The following is a 17,281-nucleotide window of genomic DNA, read 5'->3' as shown; positions in this document are numbered from 1 at the left end:
TCACACCGGTAGCGCCTAACAGGCCTATACTTCCAACTATCAATAAAGTCATTAATAACAGGAACTTCGCTTTCTTATGATGGAACAACCCCTATGATGGAACACAGCCTGGTTTTTTCGTTTTTTCTGATTTTTACCGGCGCAGCCGTATTGGCTACTATTGCCCTTTACACCCGGCAACCCCTGTTGGTTGCCTACATAGTACTAGGCGCACTGTTAGGCCCTTATGGCTACAGTTTCATTCAGGATACCGCCCTGTTATCCGAAATATCGCATATAGGCATCATCTTCCTACTGTTTCTGCTAGGCCTTGATATGCAACCCAGCCATCTGGTTCATATGCTAAAAAAAGCCACTTTGGTCGCCATTTTCAGCGCGATTATATTTATGGCAGTGGGCTACGTGGTCGGCATCTCATTTGGCTACACTACTACTGAAGCGGTGATCATCGGCGTCGCCCTGATGTTCTCCAGCACTATAATAGGCATCAAACTCCTGCCTACCACTGTCTTACACCATAAGCATACCGGTGAGCTGGTCGTCGGCTTGTTATTGCTACAAGACGTTATCGCCATTCTGGTGCTGCTGTTTTTGAATAGCGGCGACAACGGTAGCAGTCAGCTAGCCAGCTTCCTCAAAACGGCGGTCGCTCTGCCCGTGATTATTGTTGGCGCCTTTATTTTTGTCCGTTTTATTCTACTTCCCCTGATTCAAAAGTTTGACCGGTTCCATGAGTATATTTTTCTGGTCGCTATAGGCTGGTGTCTGGGCCTGGCTGAGCTGGCGCAACTGGCTGGTTTGTCGGCTGAAATAGGAGCCTTTATTGCCGGTGTAACCGTGGCCACCAGCCCAATTGCTCAGTATATCGCCACCAGCCTGAAGCCCCTGCGGGATTTCTTCCTGATCCTGTTCTTCTTCTCTATCGGCGCCAGCTTCAACCTTGGACTGCTTGGCCAGATCATCATCCCGGCCCTGCTGCTGGCACTACTTGTGCTGGTACTGAAACCTGTCGTATTCCGTTTCCTGTTACAGAGTATCAGCGAAGACAATAAACTGGCCTGGGAAGTCGGCTTCCGTCTGGGCCAGATCAGTGAGTTTTCACTACTGATCGCCTACATGGCTACCAGTGCTGCACTGATTGGCCAGGAAGCTTCGCACGTTATTCAGGCCACTGCGATTCTGACCTTCCTGTTCTCAACCTATGTGGTGATCTTTAACTACCCCAATCCGATTGCGGTTTCAGACAAACTCAGGCGAGACTAGAAAGACGCCGCTGCGCGGCTTGTTAAAAAGAGCAAAGACAATGCCCGCTCACTCCACAGAAAGAAAGTTAACAGTAATGCAGCATCTTACCGATCAGGAGCAGGCTTTCATGAAGCCGGTGATACAGGAAGAGGCAACTGGATGCGGTATTGCCTCAGTCGCTAACATACTGGGTAAGACATACCCAGAGATGAAACAGATCGCTAATGCTATGGGTATTCAGGCTTCAGATGAATCACTCTGGTCTGACACCCGGTATTTAAGACGCATGTTAGGAGCCTTTGGTATTGAAACATCTACCGAAGAAACTCCTTTTGTGACCTGGCAATCACTGCCTGATCTGTCGTTACTATCAATCAAACATCATCAGGAAAACGGTAAATGCTTCTGGCACTGGGTGGTCTTTAAGAGATCCGAAGGTATAGCAGAGGTGATAGATTCAGCCAGCTATCTTGAAGAGAACCGAAGAACTGATTTTCACAACATGAAGCCTAAGTGGTATATCGAAATAAAAAAAGAGACCTGAGGGTCTCTTTTTTAACGCTGCAAGGCAAATAGCGAGCAACCTTAATATTTTTGCTTATCTCGCCCTAACCAAATCTGCTCAGCCAAAGCAAAACAGTCGACAGAATTATCCGCCCGATTCAATAGTTTTAGCACCACCGCCAAAGTCGAAATCACAGCACCAGTGCCATACTCATGTTCTATTTCACCGCGCCAGAGTGATAACAGATCCGCAGTATTAAGATCCTGCTTAACTAATCTGCGCGGGAAATAACGCGGCCATTGTTCAGCACTGTATTGATCTCCCCGGGTCCATTGCAGTTCACATTCAGAGTCCGGCTTAATTTCAGCTTCACCACCGTCGCCTTTAATCGTTAGTCCATTTGCAGTACCTAACAACTGAGCAGTCTTCTGATGCATCGGCGCATAGGCCGGATGGAATACGCCATCAACAGCATGAGGCGCCAGCAATGGATTTATCAGCCGACATAAAGTGTGTACCGGAGAACGCAGTCCTAACACTGGACGCAGATTAATAATTCGCGCCATTTCAGGACTCAGCGTGTCGATCGACATAAACGCAAAATGCGTATTATCCAGTTCAGTTGCGACGCCCTGCCAATCAGAACAAGCACCGATACCAAACTGTTTCAAACAGTCTTCAGTATAAAAGCGATCCGGAGTGTGCCCTTTGGCTCCGTGCATAAATACCCGTACCCCTGAACCGGCCAGTGCCAGCGCACTGAGAATAAACCAGGGCAGTTGACGCTTTTTACCCGCATAGGTAGACCAGTCCAGATCAACGGGTAGATCAGCCGGTGCATCACACTGTTGACGAACCGCTTCTACAAAGCCCGCCAACTCTTCAGGCGATTCTTCTTTAACCCGCAATAGCATAAGAAATGCACCCAACTGTTCAGGCTCAACCTGCTTAGCGAGTATCATCTGCATCGCCTCACGCGCCTCTTCCTGAGTAAGCGAGCGCGAACCTTGTTTACCTTTACCTAGAATACGAACGAAGGGTGCAAAAGGATGTTCTTGTGACATAGACCTGCATAGACCATTAGATTACAGTAGACGGCAATATTACACCCAGAGCGGGATCTGCATGAAGCCTTTTCACCCTCAAGTTAACCTGTTTTTTAACGCACTGGTGTTTTTTACCCGAATTCCGGCCCCTGCAGGCGTAGATTTTTCCTCTGCCAACCTGAGCCAGGCTAGCCGCTACCTACCCATCATCGGCTTACTGATAGGAGCCATTGCCGCGGTGATCTGGTGGGTAACCAGCCAGCTATTGCCACAACCTATTGCCATTTTATTATCGATGCTCAGTACTCTTCTCGCTACAGGAGCATTCCATGAAGATGGACTGGCAGATTGCGCCGACGGCTTTGGCGGTGGCTGGGAAAAACCTCAAATACTAACGATCATGAAGGATTCCCGTATCGGTGCATACGGTGCTATAGCCCTGATAATGATGCTGGCCCTAAAATTCAGCGCACTGAGCAGCCTTACACATATTATTACGGCACTGTTACTCGGCCACAGCCTTAGCCGACTGGCTGCAGTCTGCCTGATTTATAAAGACAGCTATGTTCAGGACGATGCTCAGAGTAAAGTAAAACCTGTCGCCCGCACTATAGATAAACAGGGAATGCTGGTAGCAGCGTTACCTGCCATCCTGATATTTATATTAATGGCTGACATAGCAGCACTTTTAGTCCTGATTCCGGTGACACTAACAACCCTGGGCTGCAGCTTTTACTTTAACAAACGTATCGGTGGCTATACCGGCGACTGCCTGGGGAGCTGCCAACAGCTAAATGAACTGGTTATTTATCTCTGGTTCTGCCTGCCATGGATGCTTTAACGGCCCGGCACTGGTAGAATCCGCGCTTCGTCAGGAGAAGCACATGAAACCAAACCGTTCCCGCAATCAAAAACAACGCCCCCTTAAGCGTCAGAGTGAAACTCTGCCAGCCGAAGCGATAGAACTAACCATAGACTCACTGAGCCACGATGCCCGGGGAATCGGACGTTATCAGGGTAAAACGGTTTTTATTACTGATGCTCTACCTGGCGAACAGGTATTGGCTCGCCTGACCGAAGAAAAAGCCAAATTCTATACCGGTCAAACCCTCGAGGTTTTAACCCCTGACAGCCATCGCATCAGCCCGAACTGCCCGCACTACGATCAGTGCGGCGGCTGCGATATGCAGCACATTGATAATGCATATCAGCTTGAACTGAAACAAGCTCAGGTATTGGATCAGATAAGCCGAATTGGTAACAGCAAACCCGCAAACATTCAGCCCGCACTGACTGCAACTAACTGGAACTACCGCCGTAGCGCACGCATAGGCATCAACCAACTGTCGGATGGTGAACCTATTATTGGCTTTCGTCGTAGCGGCAGCAATCTACTCAGTCAGATCGATAGCTGTGCAGTACTGGACAAACGGGTCAGCGACATTTTTTCCCGCATCCGGGAAGACCTGACCGATACCGGCGATATCCGCCATATTACGCAGATGGAAATAGACCTGGGTGACAACAACGGCTATCTGGCTCTGCGTCTGAAGAAAGCACTGAACGAGGAACACCTGTCTATCTTCCAGGCCGCTGCCAACGATTACCTACTGACCCTCGACCTACAGCTAATCGGGGAAGAGAGCGCAGCAAACAAACCGCAGCCTGCCAGCTATGTATTGAATGAGCTAACGCTGGAATTTCAACCCAGCGATTTTATCCAGGTTAACCCTGAAATTAACCAACAGATGGTTAATAAAGCAATTGAACTGTTGCAACCGGCTGAAGGTGACCAGATTCTCGATCTGTTCTGCGGCCTGGGTAATTTCTCGCTACCCGTCGCGAAAAGTGGCGTCTCTGTTACCGGTATCGAAGGCAGCATGTCGATGGTGCACCGGGCAGAACATAATGCTGAGCTGAACCAACTAACCAGCTGTAATTTCTACTGCGCTAATCTGGCAGAGCCACTCAACGGACATCAGTGGTATAAGCAGCCTTACAATAAGATTATTCTGGACCCACCCCGTGCTGGTGCAGCTGAAATCCTGCCTCAGGTAACGGCACTGAAACCAGAAAAGATCCTCTACATCTCCTGCAACCCAGGTGCATTAGCCCGGGATTCCCGCATTCTCACCGAAGAGGGTTATATCATGCAGGAATTTATGGTGATGGATATGTTCCCACAAACTCACCATATTGAATCCATGGTGCTGTTTACCCGCGGCAAGAAAAAGAAGCAGAAAAAGAAGCTATTTAGCGGCAAAGGCATCAGCCGCTAAGTCTATCAGGCACTCTAAGTCCGGACCGCTCTCAAGATAGGCGATAAGCTACTTATCGCCTTATTATCACCTTAGTCACCTTAGTCACCTATGAAACAGACACCTCCTCTGCACATCAGTACAGAAGAGGAGTGCCTCTGCCGTCGAGACAATCCTGATATCAATACCAGGGATCAGTTTACAATTCTGATCCGCTCGCCCTGCCGAAGCCCTGCGATAGTTTCCGCCATCTGTTCTACAATTCGCTGACGCGCCTGAACACTGCCCCAGGCGCTGTGCGGCGTAATGATCAAATTTGGAATATCCTCAGCCAGTAGAGGATTACCATTGACCGGCGGCTCTTCGATCAGAACATCGGTTGCCGCACCCGCCAACCGGCCTTGTCGTAAAGCATCCGCCAGATCAGCCTCATTCACGATACCGCCCCGTGCTGCATTGATAATAAATGCGCCGGGCTTCATCAACGCTATAGTTTCAGCATTAATCAAATTACGGGTAAGATCCGTTAAAGGACAGTGAAGACTCAACACATCGACCTGAGGCAAAAGCTCATCAATGGCTATACGCCCACCCACGGTATCACCTCCTGCCCGCTGGGCTATCAGTACTTCCATACCAAATGCACCGGCTAACCTAGCCACACCGGCTCCCAGGTTGCCGTAACCCACAATACCCAGAGTCTTACCGGACAGCTCCTGTATCGGGTAATCCAGCAAACAGAACTGGCTGGCTCGAGCCCACTGCCCGTTACGAGCCGCATTGTTGTATGCGATCAGATTGGTGTGCAACGCCAGCATCATAGTCATTACATGCTGAGCAACCGAATCGGTACCATAAGCCTGACAGTTAGAGACGCTGATACCCTGTGCTGCAGCAGCCTGCAGATCCACATTATTGGTACCTGTGGCAGCAATACAGATATGCTTCAGGGAGGCACTGGATGCTAAAACCTCTTTATCCAGCACCACCTTATTGACGATAACCAGCTCTGCCCCCGCTATGCGCTCAGAGACCTGGGCAGCTGAGGTTTCAGCAAAGCAGGTAAACGAATCACACTGCCGCTCAAGCGCACTGAGATCCAGATCATTGCAATCCAGACTACCCAGATCAAGAAATACTGCCTTCATAATTTCTCCCACTAAAAAGGGGCCGGTCTGTAACAGAGGGCCCCTTACTTATCTCTATCCTGCTTAAGGATATCTTAGTTAAGACTATCAGATCTGCTCTTTGATCTCCCACAGGATCTCATCAGCAATTACTTCAGGGGCCGCATAACCATCGGAAGTCTTCACCGTCAGGAATACACCATTAGCGGTCCGTTTCATCTTCAGCTGGTACTGACCAACATGTTCGTACTTGCCACTATCATCATTGAAAGTCGCATCTTTATAATCCTCAAAGACATAGACCACTCGCCCGGCGAACCAAATCTTAAAACCATCCTTTTCGGCCAACTCTGCTGAGCCACTGTAGTCAAAATCGATATCTTCATCAAAACTACGCGACTTCTGCTCGAGTTGCTTCGAGCCATATGACGGACCTGCACTTGCATTTGCATCGCCAATACCTATTGCAGAACCAAAATCTCCAACATTAAGTTTAATTGGCTTACGATCGGAATGAAGCCATTCAAAAAAGCCCATTTTTTCCACTTCATCAAATGGCGTTGAAGTAGTGAAGGTCATATAGATGATACCTAATTGCTGATCTCTGTCACCCACGTCAATACTAGTCTTCGCGATCGCATTATTAAGTTGCTGCCAGGCCTGATCAGCCGGCACAGTAATCTTAAGCGCAGGCATACCATTAGAATCACGCCCAATTTGAGGCACACTATCCCGCTGCTGGCGCAATTTTACCAGGCTATGACTTTCCGCCTGCGAGCCAGATTTACTCAGATACCGTAGCATCTCAAACATCATATCTGACTTATAATCAACATCTTCTGCTTTTGCCCCCCAGTCCAGACCACGATCTTTATCATCCTGTGCCACACGAATGTGCTGCATTCTAATAGAAGTTCTATTGAAGTCGTCCTGCAGTGGAAGAACGGAAATCCGCAATTTATCACTGACCGGCCCTTCGATATCCTGAAACGTCATCCGCTTTACCATCGTATCGATAAAGCTTAACTCGTCACCATCAGCATCGATCCAGACGGTTTCCATCACCCCGTCACGGGGAGCGGTTTTAGCCAGATCAACATTATTGAAGCGCCAGAAGTCCTGTAACTGAACCCACACATCGCCCACAGGCTCATCAACGATCAGAATCTTGTCAGACCCTTCCCGCTTCAGATTAACTGAGCCCGAGCCAGCATCAGCATAGAAAAACTCAGGCCGGGGAACTTCAAAGTCTCCGGTCCGCTGCGATGCTGTTAAACCCGCATTCGGGATATCCAGATTATCCTGCATCGGCTTAGCCCGATTACGAACCGATGGCGGTAACTCTAAACGCTGGGTAGATTGCGCATTTTCATAGTTCTGACTCCGATCATTTATGATCCCATTCTCACCATAGATAGGGTTCGAATAGGAGCCACAACCGGCAATACTTAACACAGCTGCTGCCAAAGGCAGCAAAGAGATTAGTCTCATTCTGGTTTGTCCGTTATAAAATCAGATAATTTGGCAAGCTTTAAGAGCATCACGTACCTGAGAGCGGTATTGCTCATCCAGCACTGTCAGAGGCAAACGAATACCTTGCCCCATCATGCCCATTTCCACCATCGCCCATTTCACAGGGATAGGGTTAGCTTCGACAAACATTGAGTTATGGAGTTCCATCAGCGAGGCCTGAATTGCACGAGCCGCCTCTGTTTCACCAGCAATTGCCAGACGACACAGCTCACCCATCTGCGCAGGCGCAACGTTGGCAGTCACAGAAATATTTCCATCACCACCTAACAACATAAGTTCAACCGCAGTACCGTCATCACCGGAATAAATAGCAAACTCTTTAGGCGCCTTCTCAATCAGCTCTTTAGCACGATCAAGATCACCCGTTGCCTCTTTGATACCGATAATATTATCAATCTCTGCCAGACGTAAAACGGTTTCTGGCAACATATCGCAGGCAGTACGGCCCGGTACGTTATACAGAATTTGCGGAATATCTACGGCCGCAGCGATAGTTTTATAATGCTGATACAAGCCTTCCTGAGTAGGCTTGTTGTAATAAGGCGTCACTAGCAAGCAGGCATCTGCACCTGCAGTTTTAGCCGCCTGAGTCAGCTCAATCGCTTCCTGGGTGGAATTTGCACCGGTTCCGGCTATCACCGGAATAGCACCTGCGACGCGCTCAACAACCCGTTTGATAACCTGACAGTGCTCATCGCAATTCAGTGTTGCAGATTCGCCGGTAGTACCGACAGCGACTATTGAATCGGTGCCCTTTTCCAGATGAAAATCTACAACTTTATCCAGCGCGTCCCAATCAACATCGCCGTTAGACATCATCGGGGTAACAAGAGCAACAATGCTGCCAGTAATCATCTCGGTCTCCATCAAAGAGTGGTTAGAATGGCCTATGGTACTTGCCTGTTTGTGCCGGCTCAACCCATTTCACCTCAATAAGTTAGCTCTTAAGTCGACTCTTGCGTCAGAATTAAAAAGCCAGCTGAGAAAGGCTGCCAAATCTGTGTAATCTGTTATCGTATATAAAGCGTATTATTCTAACTGATCTCGCTCTGAGAAGCGTAGTTTTTCAGACAGTTTTTTTGTTAAGGAAGCATTATGAGTCAAGCAACAATAGATCAGCCAGTCAGCGACTTCACCGCAGTGGCAACCAGCGAAACCACAGTAACCTTGTCACAGCTGAAAGGCTCAAACGTAATCATCTATTTTTACCCCAAAGACAGTACCCCTGGCTGCACCACCGAAGGCCAGGACTTTCGTGATCTCTACGAACAGTTTCAAGCAGCTAACACCCAGATCTTTGGTGTTTCACGGGATAGCATGCGTCGTCACGAAAACTTCAAAGCCAAGCAAACCTTTCCCTTTGAATTGATCAGCGATCCGGACGAAGAACTCTGCCAACTGTTTGATGTAATAAAATTAAAGAAACTTTATGGTAAAGAGCATATGGGTATAGAACGCAGCACCTTTCTGATCGATGCTGATGGTATGTTACGTAAAGAGTGGCGAAAAGTTAAAGTAAAAGGCCACGTAGAAGAAGTATTCGAGGCGGTCAAAGCACTTTAAATAAAGCCACGCAATAAACTACTCTTCGCTGAGAATACAGCACAATAAAAAGCCGGCAATCGCCGGCTTTTTAATTATCTGAGCAGCACTATGCTACTCCGTGCTACTTTCAACGGCACCCAGCGCATGGGTCTTCGGCCAGGCATTCAAAATAGCCTTAATCAACGTTGCTAACGGGATAGCAAAGAACACACCCCAGAAGCCCCAGATACTACCAAACACTAATACTGCAATAATAATTGAAACCGGATGTAGGTTAACTGCTTCAGAAAACAACAAAGGTACTAACACATTACCATCCAACGCCTGAATAATGCCGTAGGCCAGCATCAGGTACCAGAATTCATTAGTCCAGCCCCACTGCACAAATCCGATAAGCGCAACCGGCAAGGTTACCAGCGCAGCCCCAATGTAGGGAATCAGTACAGAAAGACCCACCATAATCGCCAGCAGCGCCGCATAGTTAATGCCTAAAAAGGTAAAAGCTATGTAGGTCACGGAACCTACAATGACAATCTCAATCACTTTGCCGCGAACATAGTTGGCGATCTGGAGATCCATCTCATTCCAGACCTGAGTCAACATCTCTTTTTTCTGCGGTAGAAAAGAGACCCACCAACGCACCAGAGAGCCACCATCTTTAAGGAAGAAAAATACCAGAATCGGTACCAGCACCAGATAGATCAGCAGCGCAACTAAGCCGGTAATAGAATTCAGCGAATAAGTCACCACCCACTGCCCCAACTGACTCAACTCAGCAGTTGCAAGATCTATGATCTGACTGATCTGCTGCTCTGAAAACACATCCGGATACTGTTGCGGCAATAACAACAACACCGCCTTAGCTTCAGTTACCATACGCGGCAACTCATTGAACAGATTGACTGACTGCTTCCAAGCCAGCGGCATGATAAACAGTAAAAGCGATAACAAAATACTGACGAAAAGGATAAATACCAGAATCACAGACGCCAGATGTGGCACGTTACGCTTTCTTAACCACTCACTCAGCCCCTGCATCAGGAAAGCCAGGATAATACTGGTGAAAACAGGAGTCAGCGCCTGCCCCAGGTATAATATGACACCAAAGGCACCCACCAAAAGAACCAGTAACAGCATCACCTCTTCATTAGAGAAGTAACTGTCGATCCATTTACTGAAAATTTTTCTCACTGGCTCACCCTCGGCTAACCACGCTTAATAATGTAAATATACTGATCCGCTTCTATGAACGATTCCAGCAACTGGTGGTCTGACTGGTCAACATAAACCCTGAAGTCTCTCTGGGAACCTGCATCAGTCGCCAACACTTTTAACACTTTGCCTGTTTCCAGCTTATGCAAAGCTTGTTTAGCTTTAAGCAAAGGTAATGGACAGCTTAGCCCGCAAGCATCAAGCAGTTCATCATAATGGATCTGATTCATGGATTTTTTTCCGCAACAAACAAGAGGCAAGCAATATATACCAAAAAGTGAGTTAATATAATTAGCAATTACGATATAAGGATTAGCTCTTTGTTTAATAAATACTTTTACAGCTTTATTTTAGGCCTGTTACTGCTGCCTTATACTCTGACCAGCAACGCATCAGAGCTACCTGTAATAGGTAATAGTACCTCGGTTATATCCCTGGAACAGGAGCATAAACTAGGCAGAACCTGGGCGCGTATGTTACGGGGCAGCACCCCCGAATTTGGTGATCCAATAGTCGTTAACTATATTGATCAGCTGATCTGGCAACTCGCCCCTTACAGCCAGCTACAAGATCTCCGCCTGGAGCTTATTGTGCTCGATAATCCGGCCCTCAATGCATTTGCAGTGCCGGGAGGCATAGTCGGCATTAATACCGGAATCTTACTAGGTGCCCAGGATGAAGAGGAGCTGGCCTCCGTTATCGCCCATGAGTTAGCCCACCTGTCGCAGCGCCACTATGCTCAACAATTAGAAGAGTCTCGCCGAAACACCCCCTTGCTTCTGGCCGGTATTCTGGCGAGCATCCTGGTATCCAGCGCATCCCCTGATGCTGGCATCGCGGGCATCTCTTCAACGATAGCCGCCGGACAACAGGCCGGACTGAATTTCAGTCGCCGTAATGAACAGGAAGCAGATCGCATCGGTATGCTGAATCTTACCAGCGCCGGCTATGATCCATTCGCTATGCCACGTATGTTTTCACGCATTCAACGCTCGAGCCGGTTTCTTGGCGAAAAGCCGCCAGAATTTCTATTAACTCATCCGGTGACAGAATCCCGGATTGCTGATGCAGAAAATAGAGCCCGGCAACTTGATAAACCGGATTTCCGCCCTCTGAACTATGATTTCCAGCTAATTCGTAAGCGGCTGGAAGTCAACTATGCAAAAGATCTGAAGCAAGCTATTAAAAGCTATAAAGAGAGCGCCGCTGACAACCAATTAAGCAACTATGGTCTGGCACTGGCACTGATGAGGTCAAAGCAATACAAACAAGCCGCTACAGCCTTAGAGGCTCTTGCTCCGGCATTACAGCAACACCTGACTATTAAACTGACCTATGCTGAACTGGCCCTTGAAGCGGGTCAGTACACAAAAGCCCTTAGCATGACGGAAAAACTACGTGACCTGTACCCGGACAGTTATCCGGTCGCGCACTTCTATGCCAACTCTCTACAGGCCAACAATCAGTTTAAAGCAGCCGCTGAAGTATTAATTCGACTGACAAAACAACAACCCACCAACAGCTACCTGTGGTATGAGCTAGCGGAGGTAGAAGGCAAAGCGGGTAACACTCTGGGTATTCATGAAGCACGTACTGAATACTTTTTACTTAACGGACAGGTGGATAAAGCGCTGCGTCAACTTGATTTTGCGATGCGGGACAAACAACTCAGCGACAGTGATATCGAGCAACTAAAACAACGCAAGCTTGAAGCAGAAGCAATCAGGGACGATATTAAAAATGCTTTCTAGATAGCTTAATGTTTATCTTAAACTGTTATCGGCAACATTTTTTAAATTTCTTACCGCTTCCACAAGGACAGGGATCGTTCCGCTCTGGCTTTTTTTCAAAGCGCTGGGTTTTTGGTGTACTTAATACCGCATCCAGTTCCGAGATATTTTCCTCTGCAGCGGCATCCACCTGAATAGACGCGAATAAATCATGCTCCAGCAGAACAGCTTCTATCTCAGTTTTACGCGCCTCACTCGGAACCAGCAGTGATAAAGGATCATTTTCACTGCCAGGTTTCACATTCGGTTTAGGGTTATAACCACTTTTACCGTATTTACCCATCACATCTATCGTACCTTTGAAGAAAAACTTAGACATATTCTGATCCTGTATAGTGCGATAATGAGTTGGCGCGCAATACTAACAACTTACGATTATTATTGCGACGCATGAAAAAAGAGACCCGCAGGTCTCTTTCCGTTTTTCTATCAGGCTGAACAATAGTGCTTGCTATGAATTAGCTTTATCACGCAACACAAACTTCTGAATTTTACCGGTTGAGGTCTTCGGCAAATCTCCGAACACGACTTTCTTCGGCGCTTTAAAATTGGCCATATTTTCACGACAGAAATCGATAATTTCCTGCTCGGTAACTTCAGCGCCCTCTTTCAGACTGACGAAAGCACAGGGAACTTCACCCCACTTATCATCTTCTTTGGCCACCACTGCAGCCTCCATAACACTGCCATTGCGGTACAGCACATCCTCCACCTCAATCGAGGAGATGTTCTCACCACCGGAGATGATAATATCTTTCGAGCGGTCTTTAATCTCAATGTAGCCATCAGCATGCCAGACAGCCAGATCGCCGGAATGGAACCAACCGCCAGCAAAACTATCTTCGGTAGTCGAAGGATTTTTCAGATAGCCCTTCATCACCAGATTACCGCGCATAAAGATCTCACCCATGGTTTCACCGTCCTGAGGCACCGGTTCCAGCGTATCCGGGTTGGCAACCATTAAACCATCCAACATAGGCGCTCTCACCCCCTGACGGGACTTCAGACGGGCGATCTCTTCATCGGAGCGATCATTCCACTCCTGATGCCATTCACAAACCACTGACGGCCCATAGGTTTCGGTCAGACCATAAACATGAGTCACAGTGAAGCCCATCGCTTCCATACCCTGAATAACTGCCGCCGGTGGCGCTGCACCGGCGGTCATTACTTTCACCGAGTGTTCAATACCCTGTTTCATCTCTTCAGGGGCATTATTCAGCATATTCAGAACGATAGGCGCACCACAGAAATGGTTAACTTTTTCATTCTTAATCGCCGCATAGATATCATCCGCCTTAACATGACGCAGACAAACGCTAACACCCGCCGCCGCCGCAATACTCCAGGGGAAACACCAGCCATTACAATGGAACATAGGCAGCGTCCACAGATACACCGGATGCTGGCCCATATTCCAGGATACGATATTACTCATCGCATTCAGATACGCGCCACGGTGATGATAAACCACGCCTTTTGGATTTCCGGTGGTACCTGAGGTGTAGTTCAGGGTAATCGAATCCCACTCATCATTGGGTAGCTGTAGTGGATAATCAGCATCACCCTCGGCGATAAAGTCTTCATAATTGGTGGTGCCTATTAACTCACCACCTTCGTAATAAGGATCATCAATATCAATAACCAATGGACGGTGAGCGATCATTTTCAGGGCTTTACTGATCACCTCAGAAAACTCACGATCGACAATAATAACTTTCGCTTCACCATGCTGCAGAATAAAGGCGATAGCCTCGGCATCAAGACGGATATTCAGCGCATTCAAAACGGCGCCACACATAGGCACACCAAAGTGCGCCTCAAATACCTCGGGCAGATTCGGCGCCATCACGGCAACTGTATCCCCCTCTCCAATACCCTGCCTACTCAGTGCACTGGCCAACCGGCGACAACGTGTATATGTTTCTGACCAGCTACGGCGAGTCTGCTGATGCACTACCGCAGTTCGCTCAGGGAACACTGAAGCTGCACGTTCAATAAAGGTTAATGGACTCAACGATGAGAAGTTCGCAGCATTTTTATCCAGCCCGAACTGATACGGATTCGAGTGTGTAGACATAGTTATTCGCCCTGATAGTTGCTGCGCTGTGTTTCAGCTCTATTTATCAGCCCTATTCATCAACAATAGAAGCGCAGCCTTGTTATATTTCTTTTAATGAAAATCAGGGTTTACCCTGATTGCATCAACTATAATACGTAATTACCCTAATTAGACAAGTTATTCTAAAGTCAAATACAGGCAAAAAAGTGGCCTGTATGACTATGTCCTAAGGGAATATCCCTTATTTGTGAGACCCAATGAGCGCAGAACAAGATCTTAAAACTATCAGTGATCTGGATGAGGCGGAACGTTTTCGTTTTTTGGTAGAACAATCTACCGATATGATCTCCCGTCATACCCCGACGCTGGAGTGGACCTTCCTGGATGTCAGCCCCGCTGTTGAACGTATGTTGGGCTATACCGTCAATGAGATGATCGGCACCGCCGGTTATGATCTGTTCCACCCTGAAGATGCTGACAACCTGATCAAGCGCTCGGACTCGGTTCGCTATCGCAAAGGGATGTACACCAATGTGTACCGTTATAAACATAAAAACGGGCACTATATCTGGCTGGAAACCACTAGCCGGACATTGCGGGATGACAGCGGCAAACCGATAGAAGTGATCTGCGTTTCTCGTGATGTAACTGAACAAACACTGGCTCAGCAAGCAACCCGACGTCTGGCCCGGGTGGTTGAAGCATCGTCCGATATGATCATGTTCTGCAACCATAAAACGATGCAGCTGACCTATATGAATGAGGCGACCTACATCACTCTGGGAACAGAGAAAGAAAACCCGGTAGTGTTCTACCTTGAACAGATGTTTGACCCCAAAACCTTTGCTTCTCTGGTACAGGATGCGCTAAGCCATGCAGCTACACATGGCACCTGGTACGGCAGCATTCAGATGCAGCTCCCCTCAGGCCGGGACCGCACAGCAGAGATACGCGAAGTTATAGCCCACCGTAACCTGAACGACGATATGCAGGTTGAGTATTACTCAATTATTGGTCGGGATATCACCCTGCGACGCAAAGCGGAAGATGAGATGAAACGCAACCAACTGGAGATGGCACATATTGCTCGCCTCCTCTCTGTCGGTGAGATGGCATCGGGTCTGGCCCATGAGATTAATCAGCCACTGGCCGCCATTCTGAATTACTGCCGAGGCTCGTTGCGTCGTATCGATGAAGGCCGAATCAGTAAGGTCGACGAGATAGCCAAATCAATGGAGCTGATTACAAAACAAGCTAAGCGGGCCGCCGAAATAGTTAAACGGATGCGCAGCTTTGTTAAGAAAACAGAATATCAGCGCATGGAGTTTTCTCTCAATGAGAGTTGCCACGAAATTGCTGCATTCCTGAAACAGGAATCCCTGGATCACAATACCAGCTTCGAATATGAACTGGAAAATGGTGACTTGCCTCTGGTAGCTGACAAAATTCAGATCGAACAGGTACTGCTAAACCTGATTCGTAATGCAATTGAAGCGTATAACGACTGTGAAAAAAGTTCTCGACCCGTTATTATCAGCACCCGCAAAGCAAAAGATTACATCTACATATCGGTAGCTGACCATGCCAATGGCATCAGTGCCGAGGTGTTAGAGAAACTGTTTGAGCCGTTCTACACCTCTAAGTCCACGGGACTGGGCATGGGACTTTCTATATCCCGTACCATTATCGAGGCCCACGGTGGCCAGTTATGGGCAGAAAGTGACGGCAAAACAGGCACCCAGTTTTATATTAAGATTCCGGCAAAGGGCTAGACCATGACAACCAGACACAGCGGTACCGTTTTTATTGTCGATGATGACGATGACTTTCGCGACTCGATGCAGTGGCTGCTCGAGAGCGATGACCTGTCGGTGCAAAGCTTTTCCTCAGCGCGGGACTTCCTGAGTAATTACAAAGGCGAAAAAGGCTGCATGCTGCTGGATGTTCGTATGCCGGAAATAAATGGTTTGGCGCTACAGCAGATCATGCTAGAACGAGACATTCGCTTACCAATTGTGGTGCTCAGTGGTCACGGCGACATTCCCATGGCAGTGACCGCCATGAAAAACGGCGCGATCGATTTTCTGGAGAAACCCTTTGATGACGAAGTTCTGATTCCGCTGGTACAAACAGCGCTGGGTAAGGCTACTGAAATGTTCGCAGATCAGCAGCAACAGGAACAGGTACGCACCCTTTACGAGAGCCTGAGCCGCAGGGAAAAAGAGGTGATGGCGCTGGTTGTTACCGGTAAGGCCAATCGTGAAGTGGCCGAAGAGCTCGGTATCAGCCCGAAAACAGTGGAAGTTCACCGCTCCCGGGTTATGAGCAAAATGCGCGCAGAAAGCCTGCCAGAACTGGTTAAGCAGGCTGCTCAGGTAATTCTGTAACTGACACAATAAACCCAGCCATCGCATCCAGCGCTGGCTGCGGCGTATCAAGATTAAGAATACAGAGCAAATATTTCTGTCTCATCAGATAACAGCAACAGACGTTGCTGCCAGTTAATCTCGATCACCCCATGCGCTCAGCCGGTATCGAGTAGGTAAGCGTCGTGTGAGCGACCAGCTCATCACTGCCTTCGGAGCGGATCCACACCTCACCCACCGCCAACCGCTTACCGACCTTCATCAGACTGCACTTAGCCAACAGATCACTACCAGGCAATGGTTTGCTCATAAAATTAATATTGAGATTGGTGGTTACTGCCAGAGCAACAGGCCCGATCTGGCCTAATAAGGCGGCATACATACAGACATCCGCCAGCGCCATCATAGACGGACCAGAAACAGTCCCCCCCGGACGCAGATGTTCATCATCAACTGGCAACTTCATTTCAGCCCAGGCATCGCCCAGACCCGTCAACACGCCAAATTTCTCACCCTGAGGAAAATGTTCAGCCAGAAAGCTGTTCATCTCTTGAATAGACATTACCGGCATAACAAGGCTCCGCTGTCTGTT

17 protein-coding genes are annotated in these 17,281 nt (G+C 48.1%); 8 read left to right on the top strand and 9 right to left on the bottom strand.

Annotated elements, in window-relative coordinates; genetic code table 11:
• The first annotated feature begins 93 nt into the window (after nt 1–93).
• Entirely contained in the window at nt 94–1,263 is a 1,170-nt protein-coding gene (locus EHS89_RS05945; protein WP_124925205.1) for a cation:proton antiporter, read from the top strand.
• A 76-nt stretch (nt 1,264–1,339) separates the two neighbouring features.
• A complete protein-coding gene (locus EHS89_RS05940) occupies nt 1,340–1,789 on the top strand; it encodes a hypothetical protein (RefSeq protein ID WP_244937339.1) in 450 nt (149 codons plus the stop codon).
• A gap of 41 nt (nt 1,790–1,830) precedes the next feature.
• On the opposite strand, the gene EHS89_RS05935 is transcribed toward EHS89_RS05940, so the two are convergent.
• A complete protein-coding gene (locus EHS89_RS05935; protein ID WP_124925204.1) occupies nt 1,831–2,814 on the bottom strand; it encodes a glycosyl transferase family protein in 984 nt (327 codons plus the stop codon).
• A 61-nt stretch (nt 2,815–2,875) separates the two neighbouring features.
• Here EHS89_RS05935 and EHS89_RS05930 point away from each other — a divergent pair, with 61 nt between their 5' ends.
• Together EHS89_RS05930 and rlmD are read left to right on the top strand one after the other, a co-directional pair.
• Nucleotides 2,876–3,637 (top strand): adenosylcobinamide-GDP ribazoletransferase, encoded by a 762-nt coding sequence (locus EHS89_RS05930; protein ID WP_124925203.1) that lies wholly within the window; start codon nt 2,876–2,878, stop codon nt 3,635–3,637.
• Nucleotides 3,591–5,075, top strand: a complete 1,485-nt coding sequence (gene rlmD, locus EHS89_RS05925; RefSeq protein WP_124925202.1) for a 23S rRNA (uracil(1939)-C(5))-methyltransferase RlmD — start codon at nt 3,591–3,593, stop codon at nt 5,073–5,075. Before EHS89_RS05930 ends, rlmD begins: the two co-directional genes overlap by 47 nt.
• Nucleotides 5,076–5,248: 173 nt before the next feature.
• On the opposite strand, the gene EHS89_RS05920 is transcribed toward rlmD, so the two are convergent.
• The 3 genes from EHS89_RS05920 to dapA all read right to left on the bottom strand — a co-directional run bounded on the left by EHS89_RS05920 (nt 5,249) and on the right by dapA (nt 8,569).
• Nucleotides 5,249–6,202 carry a 2-hydroxyacid dehydrogenase gene (locus EHS89_RS05920; protein ID WP_124925201.1) on the bottom strand — a complete coding sequence of 318 codons (954 nt, stop codon included), beginning with the start codon at nt 6,200–6,202 and terminating at the stop codon, nt 5,249–5,251.
• An 87-nt stretch (nt 6,203–6,289) separates the two neighbouring features.
• Nucleotides 6,290–7,672: an outer membrane protein assembly factor BamC gene (gene bamC, locus EHS89_RS05915; protein ID WP_124925200.1), complete on the bottom strand. Its 1,383-nt coding sequence runs from the start codon at nt 7,670–7,672 to the stop codon at nt 6,290–6,292.
• A gap of 21 nt (nt 7,673–7,693) precedes the next feature.
• Nucleotides 7,694–8,569 carry a 4-hydroxy-tetrahydrodipicolinate synthase gene (dapA, locus tag EHS89_RS05910; RefSeq protein WP_124925199.1) on the bottom strand — a complete coding sequence of 292 codons (876 nt, stop codon included), beginning with the start codon at nt 8,567–8,569 and terminating at the stop codon, nt 7,694–7,696.
• A gap of 240 nt (nt 8,570–8,809) precedes the next feature.
• Here dapA and EHS89_RS05905 point away from each other — a divergent pair, with 240 nt between their 5' ends.
• A complete protein-coding gene (locus EHS89_RS05905; protein ID WP_124925198.1) occupies nt 8,810–9,277 on the top strand; it encodes a peroxiredoxin in 468 nt (155 codons plus the stop codon).
• 93 nt (nt 9,278–9,370) lie between these two features.
• On the opposite strand, the gene EHS89_RS05900 is transcribed toward EHS89_RS05905, so the two are convergent.
• On the bottom strand, nt 9,371–10,450 hold the full coding sequence (locus EHS89_RS05900; protein ID WP_188885257.1) for an AI-2E family transporter: 1,080 nt from the start codon (nt 10,448–10,450) through the stop codon (nt 9,371–9,373).
• Between the two features lie 14 nt (nt 10,451–10,464).
• The gene (locus EHS89_RS05895; protein ID WP_124925197.1) at nt 10,465–10,701 is read right to left on the bottom strand and encodes a sulfurtransferase TusA family protein; all 237 of its coding nucleotides are present in this window, start codon (nt 10,699–10,701) and stop codon (nt 10,465–10,467) included.
• 90 nt (nt 10,702–10,791) lie between these two features.
• Here EHS89_RS05895 and EHS89_RS05890 point away from each other — a divergent pair, with 90 nt between their 5' ends.
• The gene (locus EHS89_RS05890; RefSeq protein ID WP_229753636.1) at nt 10,792–12,222 is read left to right on the top strand and encodes a M48 family metalloprotease; all 1,431 of its coding nucleotides are present in this window, start codon (nt 10,792–10,794) and stop codon (nt 12,220–12,222) included.
• 25 nt (nt 12,223–12,247) lie between these two features.
• Here the strand turns inward: EHS89_RS05890 and EHS89_RS05885 are convergent, their stop codons facing one another.
• A complete protein-coding gene (locus EHS89_RS05885) occupies nt 12,248–12,580 on the bottom strand; it encodes a PBPRA1643 family SWIM/SEC-C metal-binding motif protein (protein ID WP_124925196.1) in 333 nt (110 codons plus the stop codon).
• Nucleotides 12,581–12,712: 132 nt separating this feature from the next.
• Nucleotides 12,713–14,341 carry an acyl-CoA synthetase gene (locus EHS89_RS05880; RefSeq protein ID WP_124925195.1) on the bottom strand — a complete coding sequence of 543 codons (1,629 nt, stop codon included), beginning with the start codon at nt 14,339–14,341 and terminating at the stop codon, nt 12,713–12,715.
• A 239-nt stretch (nt 14,342–14,580) separates the two neighbouring features.
• On the opposite strand from EHS89_RS05880, the gene EHS89_RS05875 reads away from it, so the two are divergent.
• Both EHS89_RS05875 and EHS89_RS05870 read left to right on the top strand, forming a co-directional pair.
• A complete protein-coding gene (locus EHS89_RS05875; protein ID WP_124925194.1) occupies nt 14,581–16,095 on the top strand; it encodes a PAS domain-containing sensor histidine kinase in 1,515 nt (504 codons plus the stop codon).
• 3 nt (nt 16,096–16,098) lie between these two features.
• A complete protein-coding gene (locus EHS89_RS05870) occupies nt 16,099–16,710 on the top strand; it encodes a response regulator transcription factor (RefSeq protein ID WP_124925193.1) in 612 nt (203 codons plus the stop codon).
• A 124-nt stretch (nt 16,711–16,834) separates the two neighbouring features.
• On the opposite strand, the gene EHS89_RS05865 is transcribed toward EHS89_RS05870, so the two are convergent.
• A complete protein-coding gene (locus EHS89_RS05865) occupies nt 16,835–17,260 on the bottom strand; it encodes a PaaI family thioesterase (protein ID WP_124925192.1) in 426 nt (141 codons plus the stop codon).
• Nucleotides 17,261–17,281 lie beyond the last annotated feature (21 nt).

It is taken from the genome of Amphritea balenae, assembly GCF_003858655.1.
GTDB lineage: Bacteria > Pseudomonadota > Gammaproteobacteria > Pseudomonadales > Balneatricaceae > Amphritea > Amphritea balenae.
Note: the sequence above shows the minus strand (reverse complement) of the source record. Positions and strands in the feature narration are given on the sequence as shown.

Coding starts and splice junctions, on each gene's coding strand:
- EHS89_RS05920 (WP_124925201.1), bottom strand. CDS start 6,202: ATGAAGGCAGTATTTCTTGATCTGGGTAGTCTGGATTGCAATGATCTG.
- dapA (WP_124925199.1), bottom strand. CDS start 8,569: ATGATTACTGGCAGCATTGTTGCTCTTGTTACCCCGATGATGTCTAAC.
- EHS89_RS05905 (WP_124925198.1), top strand. CDS start 8,810: ATGAGTCAAGCAACAATAGATCAGCCAGTCAGCGACTTCACCGCAGTG.
- bamC (WP_124925200.1), bottom strand. CDS start 7,672: ATGAGACTAATCTCTTTGCTGCCTTTGGCAGCAGCTGTGTTAAGTATT.
- EHS89_RS05945 (WP_124925205.1), top strand. CDS start 94: ATGATGGAACACAGCCTGGTTTTTTCGTTTTTTCTGATTTTTACCGGC.
- EHS89_RS05935 (WP_124925204.1), bottom strand. CDS start 2,814: ATGTCACAAGAACATCCTTTTGCACCCTTCGTTCGTATTCTAGGTAAA.
- rlmD (WP_124925202.1), top strand. CDS start 3,591: ATGAACTGGTTATTTATCTCTGGTTCTGCCTGCCATGGATGCTTTAAC.
- EHS89_RS05865 (WP_124925192.1), bottom strand. CDS start 17,260: ATGCCGGTAATGTCTATTCAAGAGATGAACAGCTTTCTGGCTGAACAT.
- EHS89_RS05940 (WP_244937339.1), top strand. CDS start 1,340: ATGCAGCATCTTACCGATCAGGAGCAGGCTTTCATGAAGCCGGTGATA.
- EHS89_RS05880 (WP_124925195.1), bottom strand. CDS start 14,341: ATGTCTACACACTCGAATCCGTATCAGTTCGGGCTGGATAAAAATGCT.
- EHS89_RS05875 (WP_124925194.1), top strand. CDS start 14,581: ATGAGCGCAGAACAAGATCTTAAAACTATCAGTGATCTGGATGAGGCG.
- EHS89_RS05895 (WP_124925197.1), bottom strand. CDS start 10,701: ATGAATCAGATCCATTATGATGAACTGCTTGATGCTTGCGGGCTAAGC.
- EHS89_RS05870 (WP_124925193.1), top strand. CDS start 16,099: ATGACAACCAGACACAGCGGTACCGTTTTTATTGTCGATGATGACGAT.
- EHS89_RS05930 (WP_124925203.1), top strand. CDS start 2,876: ATGAAGCCTTTTCACCCTCAAGTTAACCTGTTTTTTAACGCACTGGTG.
- EHS89_RS05885 (WP_124925196.1), bottom strand. CDS start 12,580: ATGTCTAAGTTTTTCTTCAAAGGTACGATAGATGTGATGGGTAAATAC.